General features: G+C 49.8%; 10 protein-coding genes. 3 read left to right on the top strand and 7 right to left on the bottom strand.

The features are described 5' to 3' along the window. Positions 1-43: 43 nt before the first annotated feature. Genes SPG90_RS12400 through SPG90_RS12390 form a run of 3 tightly spaced genes read left to right on the top strand, consistent with a single transcriptional unit; the run spans position 44 to position 5868 of the window. Positions 44-2353: a TerB N-terminal domain-containing protein gene (locus tag SPG90_RS12400; RefSeq protein ID WP_322408170.1), complete on the top strand. Its 2310-nt coding sequence runs from the start codon at positions 44-46 to the stop codon at positions 2351-2353. A gap of 3 nt (positions 2354-2356) precedes the next feature. Then, on the top strand, positions 2357-3673 hold the full coding sequence (locus SPG90_RS12395; protein WP_063963745.1) for an ATP-binding protein: 1317 nt from the start codon (positions 2357-2359) through the stop codon (positions 3671-3673). Next, a complete protein-coding gene (locus SPG90_RS12390; protein ID WP_221925425.1) occupies positions 3670-5868 on the top strand; it encodes a DEAD/DEAH box helicase in 2199 nt (732 codons plus the stop codon). Before SPG90_RS12395 ends, SPG90_RS12390 begins: the two co-directional genes overlap by 4 nt. Before the next feature lie 201 nt (positions 5869-6069). Here the strand turns inward: SPG90_RS12390 and SPG90_RS12385 are convergent, their stop codons facing one another. From SPG90_RS12385 to SPG90_RS12360, 7 genes are all read right to left on the bottom strand, one after another. Continuing rightward, positions 6070-6699 carry a hypothetical protein gene (locus tag SPG90_RS12385; protein ID WP_322408169.1) on the bottom strand — a complete coding sequence of 210 codons (630 nt, stop codon included), beginning with the start codon at positions 6697-6699 and terminating at the stop codon, positions 6070-6072. 53 nt (positions 6700-6752) lie between these two features. Further along, the gene (locus SPG90_RS12380) at positions 6753-7118 is read right to left on the bottom strand and encodes a hypothetical protein (RefSeq protein ID WP_241017426.1); all 366 of its coding nucleotides are present in this window, start codon (positions 7116-7118) and stop codon (positions 6753-6755) included. A 561-nt stretch (positions 7119-7679) separates the two neighbouring features. After that, positions 7680-8174: a Mov34/MPN/PAD-1 family protein gene (locus SPG90_RS22385; protein ID WP_063963737.1), complete on the bottom strand. Its 495-nt coding sequence runs from the start codon at positions 8172-8174 to the stop codon at positions 7680-7682. Beyond that, the gene (locus tag SPG90_RS12375; RefSeq protein ID WP_322408168.1) at positions 8164-9966 is read right to left on the bottom strand and encodes a ThiF family adenylyltransferase; all 1803 of its coding nucleotides are present in this window, start codon (positions 9964-9966) and stop codon (positions 8164-8166) included. Before SPG90_RS12375 ends, SPG90_RS22385 begins: the two co-directional genes overlap by 11 nt. After that, positions 9963-11108, bottom strand: a complete 1146-nt coding sequence (locus SPG90_RS12370; RefSeq protein ID WP_063963736.1) for an SMODS domain-containing nucleotidyltransferase — start codon at positions 11106-11108, stop codon at positions 9963-9965. Before SPG90_RS12370 ends, SPG90_RS12375 begins: the two co-directional genes overlap by 4 nt. A gap of 5 nt (positions 11109-11113) precedes the next feature. Further along, entirely contained in the window at positions 11114-12613 is a 1500-nt protein-coding gene (locus SPG90_RS12365) for an SAVED domain-containing protein (RefSeq protein ID WP_063963735.1), read from the bottom strand. 977 nt (positions 12614-13590) lie between these two features. Beyond that, positions 13591-17211, bottom strand: coding sequence for a DEAD/DEAH box helicase (locus tag SPG90_RS12360; RefSeq protein WP_322408167.1), 3621 nt, complete (start codon positions 17209-17211; stop codon positions 13591-13593). Positions 17212-17266: the final 55 nt, after the last annotated feature.

Raw genomic sequence — 17266 nt, 5'->3', positions numbered from 1 at the left:
ATCCTTTGGTGTATGCGAAAAGTCATGTTTAAGGTTACTACCCATGGAGATATGGATATTTTTAGCGGTGATTTATGTTGTTTATCTATTGTTTTTCAAAAAGAAAAAACATAGATCTTCAGTAATTTATTCACCAAAACCAGCTAAAGCTCCCCCCAAAGAATGGCTTGCTGACATCAGAAAACAAGAGGCTATTGTGCAAGATGATGAACGTGAAGATGACAATCTGGCCACATTTAAACTCAGCAGTGGCCAGGGGATCGAGGTCCACATAACGCCTGTTGTAAATCCGCAAACTTCAAAAAAGAACGGAACCGCAGCGCGATGGGTACAGATGGGGGAGAAGATTGCTGTAGGAGGTGTAGATATTTTCGGTGGTCATTTCTACTTTGGTCAGCGGATGAAGCCCGCAGGTAATAATTTAAATGGCTATTATGACGATGGAAGTGAGGCATCATTAATTGATGACACATGTCAGATAAAACCTACTTCTTATCTTTACGAGGACAGTTCATTAGGATACTGGCCCAGTTTTTCCTCTCTTTCCCCAGAAGCACGCGGTGCGTATGTCAGTTGGCTTGCCAGCGATAGGTCTGATCCATCGTGTCCTATCGGCTATGTTTTTATCTACCTCTACGGCCTGGAAAGAAAAGCGCTCGTAGATTCCACTGACCCAAAATTCCCTGATGCTGAGTTCCGTAATCTGTTCAATGAAGTCGCTCGGTTAAGATCGGTATTCATTGAGAACCGCTCCTTCCGTGGATATTCGACCCAATTACTCGAAGCCATGTCTATTCTGCGCCCGAACATGGGCTTAGCCACTGAGCTCGATAGCAATTCAGGTTTCAGCAACAGCATGCAATTTAAGCTGGCTCTGGCAAAAACTGTACATGAAGGAGTTCCTGTATCAGCTGAACTGGCTTTGAACTGGGTAATAAACCACACCGAGTATTCGCTGCGTACCCCGGCTCGCCGCTGTGCTAAAGAGTTTGCTGCGCTTTTCAAACGGCGTTACACCCTCAAATATGGTGAAGGGATGGTCGTTAAGGCGAATAAAACGCGCCTAAGGTTAGATTACACACCAGCAAGTCCTAGTTTGCGAGGTGTTCGACTTCCTGTTCCCGACCTGCCTGATCCAAGTGCGTTGAAGAGCCCTGTCCAGAAAATTATGGCTCTTGCCGACATATGTACGGATGAACTTGATGCTTATAGTCGCTACCTTGGTAGGAAAGGTACGTCAGTTAATGATACGGCTGCAATTATGTTGCTCCCTTCAGAGATCGTTAATGAAAGCGCAGAAAAAATATTAAGCTCATTCAAACGCTGGGCTGATGAGGCGATCCTCGTCAAGGAGGGGTTAGTCTCAGTTGCTGACTTTTGGGCACATATGAATGCCAGTTGCCCCAATAAGATCAATAAAAAAGAGGCCGATTTGATGCAGGCCTTTGCTCTGAAGATGGGTTACGGTCTGGCACCTGACCCGTATTATCACCATGTGAAGGCGGATGTTGATGGGACACTTGTTCTATTCCCTGCCGCCGAAGGTGGACGCTTCTCACCTTCTCCTGAATTTATCTCAGCCGTAATGATGCTCAGATTAGGGGCGATGGTCGCCTTGATTGACGATTCTCTTGATCAAGCTGAACAGAAAGTGCTTGAGAATGCCATCAACAACAATCCTGGCGTCACCGATGATGAAAAACGCTCTCTACATGCGTATTTAACGTGGCAACTTCATACCCCAGCCAATATGACAGGAATGAAAAGCAGGATTGAGTTGATGGGGGCCGCGGAAAAAGCTGCTGTGGGTAAGGTTATCGTTAGTGTTGCCTGTTCGGATGGGAAAATAGCGCCTGCCGAAATCAAACAGCTTGAGAAGATTTATTCAAGTTTGGGGCTGGATCCCTCATCTGTCTCGAGCAATATCCATCAGCATTCCGCAACTGAACATGATCTCGTCTCGTCAGTACCAACTGATCAGCCAGCAGCAGGGTTCACACTGGATGCTAATGTACTTGCCCGCCACGAATCTGCCACGGATGATGTTCGTAAATTGCTGAACACAATTTTCACCGAAGAAGAACCGGAAGAGCTAGAAAGCGCTCCAGCCTCATTAACGGAAACGGGGGGGCTTGACTCCGCACATAGCCAGCTTTATCGCAGTTTGCTGGAGAAAGAACAGTGGTCCCGAAAAGAGGCGACAGAATTGTGCGGAAATTTGAATTTGATGCTCGGCGGTGCGCTTGAGGTGATCAATGACTGGTCCTATGCGGTGGTTGATGCTCCGGTGCTGGACGATGCCGATGATGATATCTGGGTTGACCTGGAAATTGCCAAAGAATTAGAGGGATAGTGAATGTCTGTAACACGTATAAGAGTGAAAGAACGTGACGCTATTATTCAGTCACTTAAGTCAGGTGTAACGCCAAGGATAGGCATTCAGCATATCCAGGTTGGCCGCGTGAATGAAATCACTGCTCTCCACCAGGATATTGAGAGGATTGCTGACGGTGGTGCAAGCTTCAGACTTATCATCGGTGAATATGGTTCTGGTAAAACGTTCTTTCTGAGTGTTGTGCGCTCTATTGCGCTAGAGAAGAAGCTGGTGTCAGTCAGTGCAGACCTTTCTCCTGACAGACGCATTCACTCATCGGGAGGTCAGGCTCGTAATCTCTACTCAGAGCTTATGAAAAACATGTCCACCAGAAACAAGCCTGATGGTAATGCGTTACTTAGCGTTGTTGAAAGGTTCGTTACGGAGGCAAGAAAGGAAGCTGACACGGACGGCTCCGAGGTTTCATCAGTTATTCATAAGCGCCTGGCTGCCCTGTCAGATATGGTGGGCGGATATGACTTTGCGAAGGTCATTGATGCATTCTGGCGGGGGCACGAACAGGATAATGAAACGCTAAAATCCAATGCCATTCGCTGGTTGCGGGGAGAGTACACCACCAAAACTGATGCCCGTAACGATCTAGACGTTCGGACTATTATCTCAGACGCTTCATTCTATGATTCTTTAAAGTTGATGAGCCTTTTTGTCCGCCAGGCAGGCTATGCCGGTCTTTTGGTCAGCCTCGACGAAATGGTGAACCTCTTTAAGCTGAATAATACGCAAGCAAGAACAGCGAACTACGAACAGATTTTGCGGATTCTGAATGACTGCCTGCAAGGCTCAGCCGAGAACATTGGTTTTATCCTCGGGGGGACGCCAGAGTTTCTTTTCGATCCGCGTAAAGGTCTTTACAGCTATGAGGCTCTCCAGTCGCGTCTGGCGGAAAACCGGTTCGCGCAAAAAGCAGGAGTGATTGACTACTCATCCCCCACTTTGCATCTTGCCAGCCTGACCCCTGAGGAACTGTATATTTTGCTGAGAAATCTTCGCCATGTTTATGCAGGCGGAGATCCAGAGAATTATCTGGTACCAGATGAGGCACTGACTGGATTTCTGCATCACTGTAGTAAAACCATTGGAGACGCTTACTTCCGTACCCCCCGTAATACCATAAAAGGTTTCCTGGACATGCTGGCCGTGCTGGAACAAAACAGAACGATGAACTGGCAAACTCTAATCGAGGGTGTGGCGATTGAAGAGGACAGGCCCAGCGATATGGATGACGCCACTACGGAGGAAAGCGATGACGACGACGGACTGGCGAACTTCAAACTATGAGCAGTGCCTACGATAGCCTCGATCCCCGCGTCCGTAAGTGGGTTTACAAGCAGGGGTGGTCTACATTAAGGCCCTTGCAGGAGAGTTCTATCCCGGCAATTTTAGCCCGTGATCGAGACGTGCTAATCAGTGCAGGTACAGCAGCGGGTAAAACAGAGGCTTTCTTTCTTCCTGCCTGTTCGGCAGTTGCAGATCTCACGAATGGATTTGGCATCGTCTATATCAGTCCGTTGAAGGCATTGATTAACGATCAGTACCGTCGTCTTGAGAGCCTTGGAGATGCATTGGAAATGCCAGTGACTCCCTGGCACGGGGATGTACCACAAAGCAAAAAGAAGAAGGCTCGGACTAACCCTGCGGGCATTTTACTGATTACACCTGAGTCACTTGAGTCTTTGCTCATAAATTCAATGGGCTGGCTCAAACAGGCGTTTTCTTCAGTCGCATACATCGTTATTGATGAGTTTCATGCTTTTATTGGCTCAGAGCGTGGTGTACAGCTGCTTTCTCTGCTCAATAGAATTGACCATGTGCTAGGTCGCCAGGTAAATCCAATTCCCCGCGTTGCGTTGAGTGCCACGCTGGGGGAACTGGAGAAAGTGCCCGAAATGTTGCGCCCGGACAAACGACTCCCCTGCGTAACTGTTACAGATAGTAATAGCACGGCCACTCTTCAGGTACAGGTCAAAGGATACCTGGAGAGAGTGATCCAAAAAGAGGAAGAACTTCAGAGTTCAGCTGAACATGACGTTTGCGCTGACATTTTTAGACTTTGCCGTGGCGACTCTCATTTGGTCTTTGCAAACAGCCGAAAGCGCACTGAAAGCATTGCGGCAACGCTGAGCGACATGTGTGAGGAACATATTGTTCCCAATGAATTCTTTCCCCACCATGGTTCCCTTGCCAAGGAATTGCGGGAGGCGCTTGAAACTCGTCTTCAGAAAGGAAATTTGCCCACAACAGCTGTTTGTACAATGACGCTTGAGTTGGGAATTGATATCGGTAAGGTTAAGTCGGTTATTCAAGTTACGCCTCCGCATTCTGTTTCCAGTCTGCGTCAGCGTATGGGACGTTCTGGGCGACGCGACTCCCCATCAGTTCTAAGAATGCTAATTACAGAAAATGAGCTTACTGTGACTAGCAGTATCATTGACCACCTACGGCTGCAGTTGGTCCAGTCGATGGCAATGATTAGATTGATGATCTCTAAACAATGGTTTGAGCCTGCCGATTCCCAGCAGATGCATTACTCCACGCTGCTACACCAGATTCTTGCAATTACCGCGCAATGGGGCGGAGTTCGTGCCGATCAACTCTGGTCACAGCTATGTCAAACAGGCCCGTTCCGTAATGTGGATATAGGCGATTTCAAAAGCATGCTTAAACATATGGGGGCATGTGGCCTGCTCACTCAACTCGCTAGTGGAGAAATGGTTGTTGGGGCAGAGGGGGAGAAACTGACTAACCATTACACGTTTTATGCCGTGTTCAACACCCCAGAAGAGTTCCGCATTGTCACCGGAAACAGAACCCTTGGAACAGTGCCTGTGGACTCCCCACTGCTACCAGATCAGCACATCATCTTCGGTGGGCGGCGCTGGAAAGTGACAGAGATCGAGACAGAGAAAAAAGTTATCTATGTAGAGGCGACCAAAGGCGGTCAGCCACCACAATTTAGTGGGGGGGGAATGTCTGTTCATGATGCTGTTCGTCAGGAAATGCTAGCTATCTATAGGGAAGGTGATTACCGCATAGCAATAGGAAGCAAGAGAGTAGATTATGCCGATTCTGCCGCCAGAAGCCTATTTGCGGAAGGCAGTCGTAACTTCCAGAGTTATAACCTGCAAAATGAGTATTTTCTTACGAGCGGCCAATACTGTTACATCCTCCCCTGGATGGGAGATAAGGTTGTCAATACGATTACAGCCTTGCTCATACGTTGTGGCTTTAAAGCTAATTCATTGGCTGGAGTTATAGAAATTGACGGCTCAAGTATCACTTCTGTTCAACAGGCCCTTAAAGGCCTGCTGCTATCAGGCTTGCCCTCAGCGTTTGATCTTGCTGTAAATGTTCCAGAAAAGTACTTAGATAAATATGATGAATATTTACCAGAGTTTCTGCTTGCGAAAGGATTTGGGGAAAAAGCGTATGACATTGAAGGCGCGTGTACCTGGCTGAAAGAACATCTTCAGTAAACTGGTTACGTAATAAGAGGGAGATGTACCCCCTAAGATTGAGGCCGATTGATAATATCAATTTTTGCTCTTGGCTCGGATCTGCCAGAAATCGAGATCATAAGGTCTGCTTTGAGCGAAGAACGGACGTTAAAGTCATATAGGTAGGCGAGAATTTCCATTGATTCCATTCTAGGGTACTGGCTGAATTCAAACAGCCCGTTACTGGGGCTGTTTTGGCTCGTTTACATTGCCTACATCGGTTACACCCGGTATCGGCGATGAGGGAATTAATGTGTCCACACCATTTTTAAGTGCATCACGGGCTGTATCGCGAATACCAGGTTTTACGAGAGAAATGATACCCACCAAAATAATGGTTGTAACCACCGTAGCCAATAGTCCGGAAACACCACCACTTATCCAACCTAAGAACCAGGAACCAAACCGCTTCGCAAAATGCGGCTTTGTTAAGTTGGCGCTATAGACAGCAGCGTTCTCACCCCATTCAACCCATTTTTTCTTTAATTCTTCATCATGAGCCGCTTTCATATCTGTTATTCGCTGTTCATAAGCACTTTCAACGCCCTGACTAACCGTCAAAATCAGTTGGTCTACGGCTCTCCGCGCTTTGGCGCGGTAATCATCCAACTGACGCTCGGAATAAGCGATACCATCATGAAAGCTTTCAAGCTCAGTATTAACCCGAACATCAGTCATTCTACGCAAGCGGCATTGGTTGGCGCGGTCATCTTTGTCGGCTTTATACATTGCATAGGCTATCAACTGTTCTGGATCGTCGGAATCTTTAACGAGTTCAGTGAACACCCATTTCTTTGGCTGCGTCGTCATTTCTCACCACAAAAATAAAACGCCCCAATATAGGGGCGTCAAAAGATATTTTTTTAGCCTTTGCGTGCTTTGTTAAAGGCCTCTTTGAAGAAGTTTCGCCCTTCTGACTGCGATAAGACTGAACCAGCGAGTGATTTTTGCACTCCAGAAGCACGCGTGTTTCGCCCTTCTGACTGCGATAAGGCTGAACCAGCGAGTGATTTTTGCACTCTAGAAGCACCTGGGCTCACCAGTCCGTTAGTTACCTTGTGATGAACCGCTTTTCTACCTTTAGCATGGCGGTTCTCTTGCGACTTAAGTGCGCCAGAAGTTTCTACTTTTGTCGTAGTAATCTTCTGACGAGCTACATCCGCAACGGCTTTTTCACCGATGCTGCGAATCTCTTCGGCAGTAAGCGCAGGCATGCGATATGTGGTCATAATTTATACCTCCGTATATGCAATGAGTCTATACCGACCGACAATTGTTTGCATTAAATTAGACAACTTAATTTACACCTATGCAAACGGCAAAGATCAAAGCCTATGCGCAGTAGGCGGTTGATTGCGTTTTAAAATATTCAGTCTTGGTTAACCCGGTTCGCTCTAAGCCGCCGCAGGAAGAGCTTAGGGCTGCTATGAGCGAAAAGCGGACAGTGATGACAGCATTCTTTTGAATCAACTGCGGGGCAGATGGTAATGACACAGGCTTTATGGTCTGATAATGGTCGCTCTGAAAGCGATCATTCCTGCAATCCCGCGTCTTCTTGTTCCGGAAAGCGGTTTTATAAACGTGTGTGTTTGTGTCAAGCATCTCAACGGAAATAGTTCATGGGACCGATGATTAAGTGATGCCCCACACAATGAACGCTTCGGTTCGCTGGCCAGCCTGAGTATCTGTCGACTGCGCGAACCGGCAGAGCGCGACTCCGCCGGGCCGCAAAAAAAGTGGTGTTTCAGGCCTGAAGACCATGATCTGATGGAAAACGAAGGGGACGGATATTAAAGCAGCACCTCTCGCAGTCTGATGGGGACGTCTCCCCTTGGGAATACACTGGCGCTCAGACTGTATGAGCCTGCCGGCTCCCCTCCAAGTATAATCATTACAGGCTCCAGGCACTGGTAGTCAGAGTTCGCTGCAATGCTTGTCATGGACCTGAAATCATCCCCACTTGGCTCGGGTGAGCCTCTTGGATGAAAATGCCACTCACCAACATAATACAATCCCGTTTTCCATCGGGCATGAAGTAAAGGCCTCAGCCCTCTGACGCCCCGTTGAAATGTCGTCCGGCCAGCGAGTGAATCCGCTGGCCGGGTCGTGGCTTCCACGATCATTGCCGTAGAACTGTCTTCGCTGTATGAGCCAATCAGAATGCCACCTGTTTCATTTACTCCAGCTTTAAGACATTCGGAAACCATCTGCTCAATGGTTGAGGAGCTAATGACGACCGTATAAAGAGCACCCTCACTCGAAAAAGTCACATCTTTAATACTCATGCGGCTCTCTCTCGACAGTGCCATCAGGCATCTGCTTAAAATATTCATAGATTCTCCCTGGCGCACTGACCACCCGGCAAATGAATTTTGTACCGACGGCCGCCCATAACTGTACGTCATCGGCACGGGCCGGAAATACAGGATGCCAGCACCCGATGCCTTCTATTCTCGCCTCATCCATGTCGATCTCAGGTGACGCCGAGGCGTCGAAGCGGCTGGAAGCATCCGTTACCGGAAAAGTTGTTTCACTGGCAGCAAATGCAAATAAACCTTCAGCCCGCCATGTCATAGCCAGGCTGATAAATATTTTTTCACTTTGCCAGTCAAATGCCGCCAATGACTTAAGAACACCATCATCACCGGTACAATCAATGATCACGTCATACTGACGCAGTGAGTTTTTTGCGACCTCACTCTCAGGGGGAAACGCGCAGCTGAATGAACGTGCACTTGCGTCAGGCAGAATTCGATTCAGATGTTCAACCAGCGCGGCCGCTTTGTTATGGCCAACTGACGTCATTGTCAGGGCGTGACGGCTCAGATTTCCTGTCTGTAGGAGGTCTGCGTCCAGAATGCCTTGGCTGACAACACCTATGCGCATCAGGTTTTCTGCAATCATGCTGCCCAGTGAGCCAGCACCGATTATCAACACCTTTTTGCTGCGAATGTCGTTGGCTGCTTCGCCACGTGTTCTGAGCTGGTCGGCAGCCCAGTTCTGCGTCCTCACCCACCTGATGGGCTCCTGTGAAAGTGGCTGTTCGCGATCCCAGGTTCTACGATTCCGTTCCGTTGGGCGGAATCCGGGGCGTTTTGTCATTGTATTACTGAGGCCGGCCAGACGCAGCGCCAGCCAGTGAATGCGCGCTGGCTCATCTCCGATTTTGTTTTCCAGCGGAAAACCCAGCAAGAGTAATCCGGGCGCGCGTTGCTTGCGCAGGGCTCTGACAGAACGGCCAATATCTGAAAAGAGGTCCGGCAGTGATAACCCGCATTGTGCGAAGCAATTGCTGAGCTCCAGCCAGGTCCTGGGTGCCTGCCAAGGAGCCAGAACGGGGAGGGTAGGCAAAACAGACCACACTGCGTTCGTAGTTCTCACGCCTTTGCGCATGAACGGGGACCATTTGGTTGTCCGGATTAGCTTTCCTTTGTTATCAAAAAACTCACGCAAAAAAAGGGTGCCGTGCGCGCCGGGCAATCCAGTGCTGCTTGCAAACCCCCATTCTCCTGTTTTCGATGCCCAGAAGGGGAGATCATCAATCTGTTCGCTAAAACCGATCACGGTAAAGGGTGACTGATCGGGGAAGGCGGGGAGTTCAACAGCATCCCCGATTGTGGCCAGTTTTTCCTGTGCAGCGGCGTCAATCCAGAGCAGCAGCCTGCTGAGTCGCCAGCTGATTCTGTCGAGTAATGCTTCGGGTTCCAGCCCCCATAAGTTACGACCAAATACGGTGGGCGTATTCTCAAGGCACGGATTTCCTGAGGTCCATTTACGGGTAGACGCATCTGAAAAGTTGTAGTTTTGGTGCTGAAACGTGGCTGAAATACCTTCCGATTTATCGGGATAAACCTCTATGCGTATCAGGGTTTCTTCCTGCCAGAGGACCAGATGCCAGACGCTGTTGTCTGGCATGAAGCTAGAACAGGGTACGGAAAGCTCTGCGGTGAATTTTAGCGACCATCTTTTGTCAGCAGAGAGCGCCCAGGCATTGTTCGTCCGCATCCTGGGATCATTATTGATCAGGGTGAGCGCTGCCCGCAGCTCTGCTGGCACTTGCTGAACGACTGTACTCAAGCGAAGCGTCCGGTTTTCTGTGGTTCTGCTGGTTTACTTGGCGTTGTAAATCCACCGTTGCGATCGCCGCCCTGAGGGCCGGGTAAAGGAAACTTGGATCCGAACAGTTGGCGCCAGAGTTGTGCGCTTTCCTGAGGCTCCTCAGACGCCAGCGCGTTACGGGCAATTTCCGCCGCACCCGCAATACCCTCATAAAATGAACAGAAATCTTCGGCTGTTAAGCGCGCCATCACGTCATGCTCTGCAACCCCGTGATCTGACAACCACGGCTTACTTTTCTGATTGTAAATGGCTGCCCAGCGCGATAAAAAAGTGTCCATCAGTTGAACAAGCCCCTGGGCCATTGATGTGGTGCCATTATCCAGCGCATTTCCAATCAGATGTTCCAGCGGATAGCCTTTAGGATATTTCGGCAGGTCTTCGCTGTTCTGCTGTCGCCACCATTTCACCGCCCTGACAAGGTTGATGTAGTGACCGTTGCAAAGACGGTTTTTCTCGGCGGTCCATCTGATCTGCGCGAGTGGATGTGTCCGGCCCCACTCATTCTTTTCTCTGTCAGGAAGCACTAACGGGTGCGCTTTCCATTCTGAAGCGGGGGCGTCCTCTACCTGCGCACTGTTGCTCTCAGACAACCATCCCGTATTGGGGGTCCAGCTTTTATTCAGGCGCCAATCAGTTTGCTCTTCCAGAGAATTAACAGTCAGAACTGACTCTGACTTATAGAGCTGCTCAAGATGGCTTTTTTCTGCCCCTGACTCTGGGATGGCGGTGATCACCAGGTCCAGTTCGACATAGGAGAGGGTAATACCAAAAGAGCGCCCCTGAGTTTCCCATTTACCTGGGTAATACTTTTCGAGGAATGGGATGAACAGGTCCATTGCATCAGTGGGAGACATCCGGGTATGATCAAGATTGGTCACCACGACAATATCAACATCAGGGCGCTTATCGCCGAGCGGACGGATTGCCGTTGAACGACGAATGCTGCCCTGCAGGAACGTTGATACGACAATTTCCTTGAGTGGTTCGAAATTCTTCAGGCGCTCGCGCAATGTCCTAGCACCACTTTTCCAGTCCTCCTTCTGTGTATCAGTCGGCCTGATATTTGCTAAAAATTCGTTGAACTGAGGTTGAAGTTCCATGGTGATTAAACCTTAAATGAAGGAAGGTAGGAGCCATCTCGTTGGCGTTGAAAGTCAAACTCGTAAAAGACGCATGTCCCCAGAAAATCCGTGTGCTGGCCAAGATAAAAATTAACGGCATTTGGCGCAGCGCTGAAAATATGCAGGCTTGCCTCAACCGGTAAATCTGCATCCATGACTACATCGGATACCTGTTCGGCAAGCGCTACGGCATGTGAACCGTTTTTCACAGATCGTTGCCCGTGCCCGTTTGCGGGGGTAACGTGAATGATACGTCCTATTTCAGGCTGATTTTCGAGTATGTATGCGCGTGCTTTTGGCAGCGCATTTCTCGCGATGCTGAGCACTACAGCGACATCGCTTCCGGTTCCGACAGTCTCGGTTTCGATAACCGCATCAGGTTCATCCTGCGATTCGTTCTCAGACCAGATGGAGTCGCCCATTCTCCCTTTCTGGACCAGTTCGATTTCTACGCCCGACTTGTGACCAAGACATTTGCCGGCAAGCATTGCAATGGAGCTGTGGGTATTTAGATACAGCCGAACTTTACGCTCCGTCTGCCTTATACCTGTGAGGAAGGTTTCTACTTGGGGCTTAATAACATCATTCCACTCAATGCCCGGGGAGGGAAATCGACCTTCGAAGAGAGAAAGCAGGGAGAGTGTGTGTTCCGGAAGCGCATCCATGATGTCCAGTGGCCCATCGCTGAAAGAGCGTAGCGCAACATTTCTGAAGCTTTCAGGTGCTTCCGATCTGATCCAGTTCTCTTCCTCGCAAAGGGCTGTGAATTGCTCTCGGGTAAAGCGATAACGTTCCTGACTGCGTAAGGCACGCGCAGCGCCATCGAAACGGAAGTCCGAACTTGTTTCGCAGGTTATCAAGCCAATGATCTGGAAGCAGGTATTAACTTTTTCACGCATCGCTTCAAGCGTGGGCTGTGACTGCTGAATATGAAAACCAGAAAGCACCTGCTCCAGCTCCTGGTCTGTGGAAAGCTTAAGATGTTGGCGCCAAAGCTTGCGAACCTTTCCCTTACGGCTCCTGTCGGTCGTGCCATCAAACAACTTATCGAGTCGTATTGAGCCATCCACATTGCTGATTATTTCACCAAGCAGGTCCTCATCGATAATTCGATCTGTCGTGACAAGGTGAAAAGCGGAGTTGGCAGGCTCAGTTGCTTTTGCCTGTTTTAGTCTTTCAAGGATCGAGAAGGTTTCAGCACCAATGAATGCAGGGTCAATTAGGTCCTCGAATCCGAAGCTAGCGGCTTGTGTAACGTGAAACTTAATTTGATAGTAATCGGCCTGAATCCGATCGGGTCCGGTGCTGCGGCGGGGGGGGTTATAACGCGTAATCACGTCATCAAAGGCTTTAGGGCCATCGGCTTCATAGGAAACTTCTATGACGAAATCTTGTTGGGGATTTTTAAGCCGGGATGCCTCAATCCAGAAATACCGAGCCTGATAATCATGACCGTGCCAGTTAGCCAATACAGAAGTCGCCATGAGATTCCTCCCAAATAACAGTAATGTTTTGAAGCTATCACGTCAGAGGATACTGTTCAAGAAGACAGTGTTTATTGCAGATTATGGAATTCATTAACGACTTATTCTATTTAACTAATTGATATTAATATTAAATAAAAGATTGTAAAATAATATCAATCAGACTTCAGTTAAACTGAAGAACCAAATTTTTTTAATTCCCAGACGATCTCTGAAAAAGAGCATTTAACTGCAGGCTTCTGAAGGGTGATCAACTATTGAACAAAATGACATTGATTAAAGGTGTGATTATTGACTATGTATTCAAGACATAAGAGTCATCACAGTCATCATACCTAGTGCCCCCTTCAGCTCCCCGGCGTTGCCGGGGTGTCAGCCCGACTGCAGTAACCGACAGGCCGGTAAGCTTCGCCGACTCACCAGACGCGGCATTTCTGGTGGCTGATGTAAAAAATTAAACACTAAGGATCAAGGATGGTTCGCTCTGAGCGAGGAATGGATGACATGCTTCCGGCAAACTAACATAGCACGATGTAAGCAAGTTCCGCTTCTGGCACTAAACGGGCTAAAGCAGACAGATTAGATGAGATAAGGGTATAGATTAATTATCCATACCCTTGAAGAATTACTTCCCAGTTGATTTGCTTGGTTTCAGTCCTGGGGTATTGCCGGGTGTATCCTTATTATCACGCCTGCGTTGATCGGGTTTTCCTGTTGATTTTGCAATTGGTTTTGGACCAGGTTTAAGCCCCATAATCGTGCTCCTTAGCATTGTCAGAGGTTATTCCTCAGTGTGGATATAAGGGGAGCTGTAAGAATTATCAAGCTAGGATGGGCGGTGGATAATGACTGCTAGACTATTATGTGAGCAATGTCAGTTTTTGACATATAGTAACCGGTTTGATACTGAAGTAGGTTGCAGATTGTTCGCGATGCGCCCTCATCAATGAGGGCCACCTCTGAGATTGTCAGCCTGATTACGCCAATTGCCGATGTAGGACCTGCAGACTAGTTCCCGCCCCTGCCCATGCAGCAACCGAGCCGACCACATACAGGTTTTGCTTGGCGCGTGAGACGGCTACATTGATTATGTTTGGCGGGCTTGCCGCCCACTGACGCGCCCTTTGCTGACTCGCTTTTGGCGCACCCAGCAACAGGATGACCGTGTCCGCCTCTCGGCCCTGGAACGTGTGGATCGTGCCTACACGATCACGGCACCACTCATCCAACTTTACGCCGAACGTTCGCAGCAGGTCGGTTTCTCTGTCGAGACGCCGACGCATGTTCTGCTCTACGATTTTGAATGGTGTAATGATAAATACGTCTGGATTTGTAATGCCTGATGCTGCCAGCTCTTTTAGCATTCGTACAACCGCTTCGCCCTCATCGGGACACCACTTCGTCTCAGCATCGCCATTGATATCCACCCAGCGAGATATCCCCAATGCCGAGCCGATAGATCCAGGTCTTTTAGGCCCGACAGCATGGACCATCTGCCCGGCATAGGCGATGGAGTTAGAAACATCGAACATTGGGTTCTGACAACGCCTGTGAACGAGGAGTGGCAGCCCGACTTCTCGATCACCTACGTCCATGACGAAGGTGGATTTGAAGCGTGATGCCTGATCAGCAAGGGTCTGCGTAGATGCTGCGGGGGCAGACCATTCGACTTGGTCAATGTCAAAGAACTTGCAGATTTCGGCGTTCAGCTTTTCAGGAAGTGAAACTACAGGTGGGATTTGCAACGGGTCACCTACCACGATGGAGCGCTTTGCCCGCATGATAGCTCCAACTGCTGCCTGAGGAACGGCCTGGCCCGCTTCATCTACAAGAAGCCAGCCAATGCTCTCTGGTGGCAGATCCCCGAACATCGTCCGAACAGAGGCGAATGTCGTGGACACGGTAGGCACAACCATGAAAAGGCTCGACCAAAGGTCGGGGAGAAGTTCACGGTGAGCGGAAGACTGGAAGGCACCAGCCACCATGCCTGACATCAATAGCCCAAGATTGTGTTGCAAGCGGCTGGCCGAAGCATCAATGAACGTTTTATGCACAGTCAGGGCAGCGGCGAAAAGATCCTCTCGCAGGTGATGAACCTCATCGGGAAGCCATGGCGCAGTCAGGTGGATAGCCTCGTGCTCGCGCTCGAAGAATCTCTCATCAACGACCCTGTCTCCCATGCGGTTGCGTGCCTCTGCCTCGGTTGCCTTCAATTTCGAGACAGCCTGACATTTGCTGGAAATTTCCTGGTCGAGTTGCTGTAACTGGGACTTAATATTGCTCCACTTAGTCCTTGCAAGCTCCAGGGCACCGTCTGTCTCCTGCGCCCGTAAGACTGATTGCTGCAAGGTCGCCGAGAGCTTCTGCAGTGTCGATTTCCACGACTTCCAGGCCGCAGTTGCGAACAAACGGGAGAAGAAACCTGGACGGCAAGCAAGATGGCTGTTGAGCATGATCTTGTCCTGCTCGATCTGCGATTTTGCCTTCTCATGCTCCCATTGGTAGGATTCAGCAGTCTGATGTGCCTCTTCGACAGCTTCAATCAGACTCGGACGACGCTGTTCCACCCTTTGTAGTTCAGTAGTCGCTCCCTTGAGTGCCTGGATATCCCGTCGCATCTCTTCGATGCTGGCGATTTCGGCGTCTACCGTCTCCTTGAGTTTAAGGAAAACGGTTCGTGCTTTCCGCCAGGCCGCTAAAGCGTCCGCTTCGTTGGTGCTGGGCCGCTCATTGACGACCACGCTGGGCATCACGCGATCGATGATTTCGCCAGTTTGTTCATCTTTGATCTCACGCAAGACGTTTAAGCCGCGAGCTGCTTTCAGGTAGGTAAGGAAACCACCGTCTTCATTCCACCAGAAACCTTGCTGGAACGCGCCTCGGTTGCTGCTTTTGCCGAGAGCCGCGGCGATCAATCCCCAGGTTTCGACAGGGTCGGAGGGGATGTCGGCCTCGGCTTCGGCTTCGAAATAGCCGGCGCGTTTGGGGTTCGCTATCAGGTCGCTGATGGACCGAAAATAGGCGATCTGTTCATGGCGACCATTGGCTTCCTTGAGAGGAAGTTCTTTACTGACGTTCTCGACCGCTTTGTTATTGGAGGAAGCTACGACGATCTCATGGCCCTTTAAGGATGCATGTAACTTGTAGAAGTGTAGGAAGGCATTGGAGCCGAATGCCAGCTTCTCGCCTGTGGTGGAAAAGGCATCCTGCGGTTTGTTGAAGCCGGACATCGCCGTGGCCCGATCGAGAATGCACCCAACGACGATATCCCGGAGAAGAGTGGTCTTTCCGGTTCCAGGAGGCCCATTGACGCCGATGATACCTGGTGCATCATTCAGCTCAGCACGCGCCGCATTCACGGCAGCCTGTTGAAGCAGTACCAATGGATGGCCGCCTTTCGAAGGCCAACGAGCCTGCGGCATGAGCGACGGTGCGACGAATGGCTCAACTGCGGAAATGGGCGATAGCACGTCGATTTTCCGTTCAGGCCTGCCAATTCCCATGTAGCGGCGCAAACCGGTTCCGGCTTTGCCCGTCTCGAGCAATTTTGTTGCTTCACCGAGATCTTCAAGATAGAAGGAATTCAGTAACGAAGGTTCAGGCGGCGCCTTGGCCTTGAAATGCTGAAACACCTTAATCGCGAATGTGGGTGGCTCAACCAAATGCTCGGGTACATCGAACTGAGACACAAGCCATTTATAAGTGTTAAGAACGACATCCAAATCGATCGGTATGGGTTCTCCATCCTCGTTGTGGCGGCGAACCATGCGATCCAGATGCTCGATAATGCGCGGCTCAACATTCGGCCAATTCCCTAAGCTCCCAAGCTTCAGATCGAGAGCCGGTTTGAGTGCCCAGGCAAAACTGGAAACGGCGACGCCTTTGTCCTCAAGCACATAACCTTCCTTGTCGATCAGGATCGAGCCGATGGCTGCTTTCTTACCGTCCGGGCGTGAACTCTCCTCATCCTCGCCAAAAACCTTGACCAGCTCGTCCGTCGCCTTGTCGAGAGCGATGGAGCCGAGGACGACCTCGAAATAAAGCTTATAACTGGGCTTGCTGCGGGCATTTGGTCCCCATGGAACACCTCGCTCCAATAGAGCAACCCTGGAGCGGTTGCCCGTTGCCATATCCTCTGGGCGTTTATAACCTTGAGGCGACAGTGCTTCGAGGGCTGTCCATGCTGCCAGTATTGCTCGCGCATCATTCGTCTTATTTGGTGGAGAAAAAGACGGGAGCGGGCCTAGATCGATTTGGTCTTTGTCGAATTGCTCTCGCATGGCAGAGTCTGGGATGCTCTTCGGTTGCAGTTGCTCTTTCGCTACAGGCGAATTGTGGGGCACAACTCGTGAAGATTGTATGGACACCGAATCGGGATGGCGTATTGATGTGCTGGAAGCCGAGATGGCGACTACACTGTGGCCGCTAAGTGCCAATAGCGATTGCTCGATTTTAGCCGTCAGCGTCCGCGCCCTGGCAGTGTTGCGAAAGGTCAGCTCGCTCAACAACACTTCAAGTTCACTAACATTGTTGCTGGACTGCTCGAAGATTGCTTCCAGATCGAAGATTGATTTTTGCGCATACTGCCGTGTGTTCATTTATTTCTGCAGTTCCATATCCCTTCAATTAAGAGATATTATGCTAATTAGCTTG

It is taken from the genome of Enterobacter sp. D2 (assembly GCF_034427575.1).
GTDB classification, from domain to species: Bacteria; Pseudomonadota; Gammaproteobacteria; order Enterobacterales; family Enterobacteriaceae; genus Enterobacter; species Enterobacter cloacae_M.
This window is presented reverse-complemented; position numbering and strand designations above follow the sequence as displayed.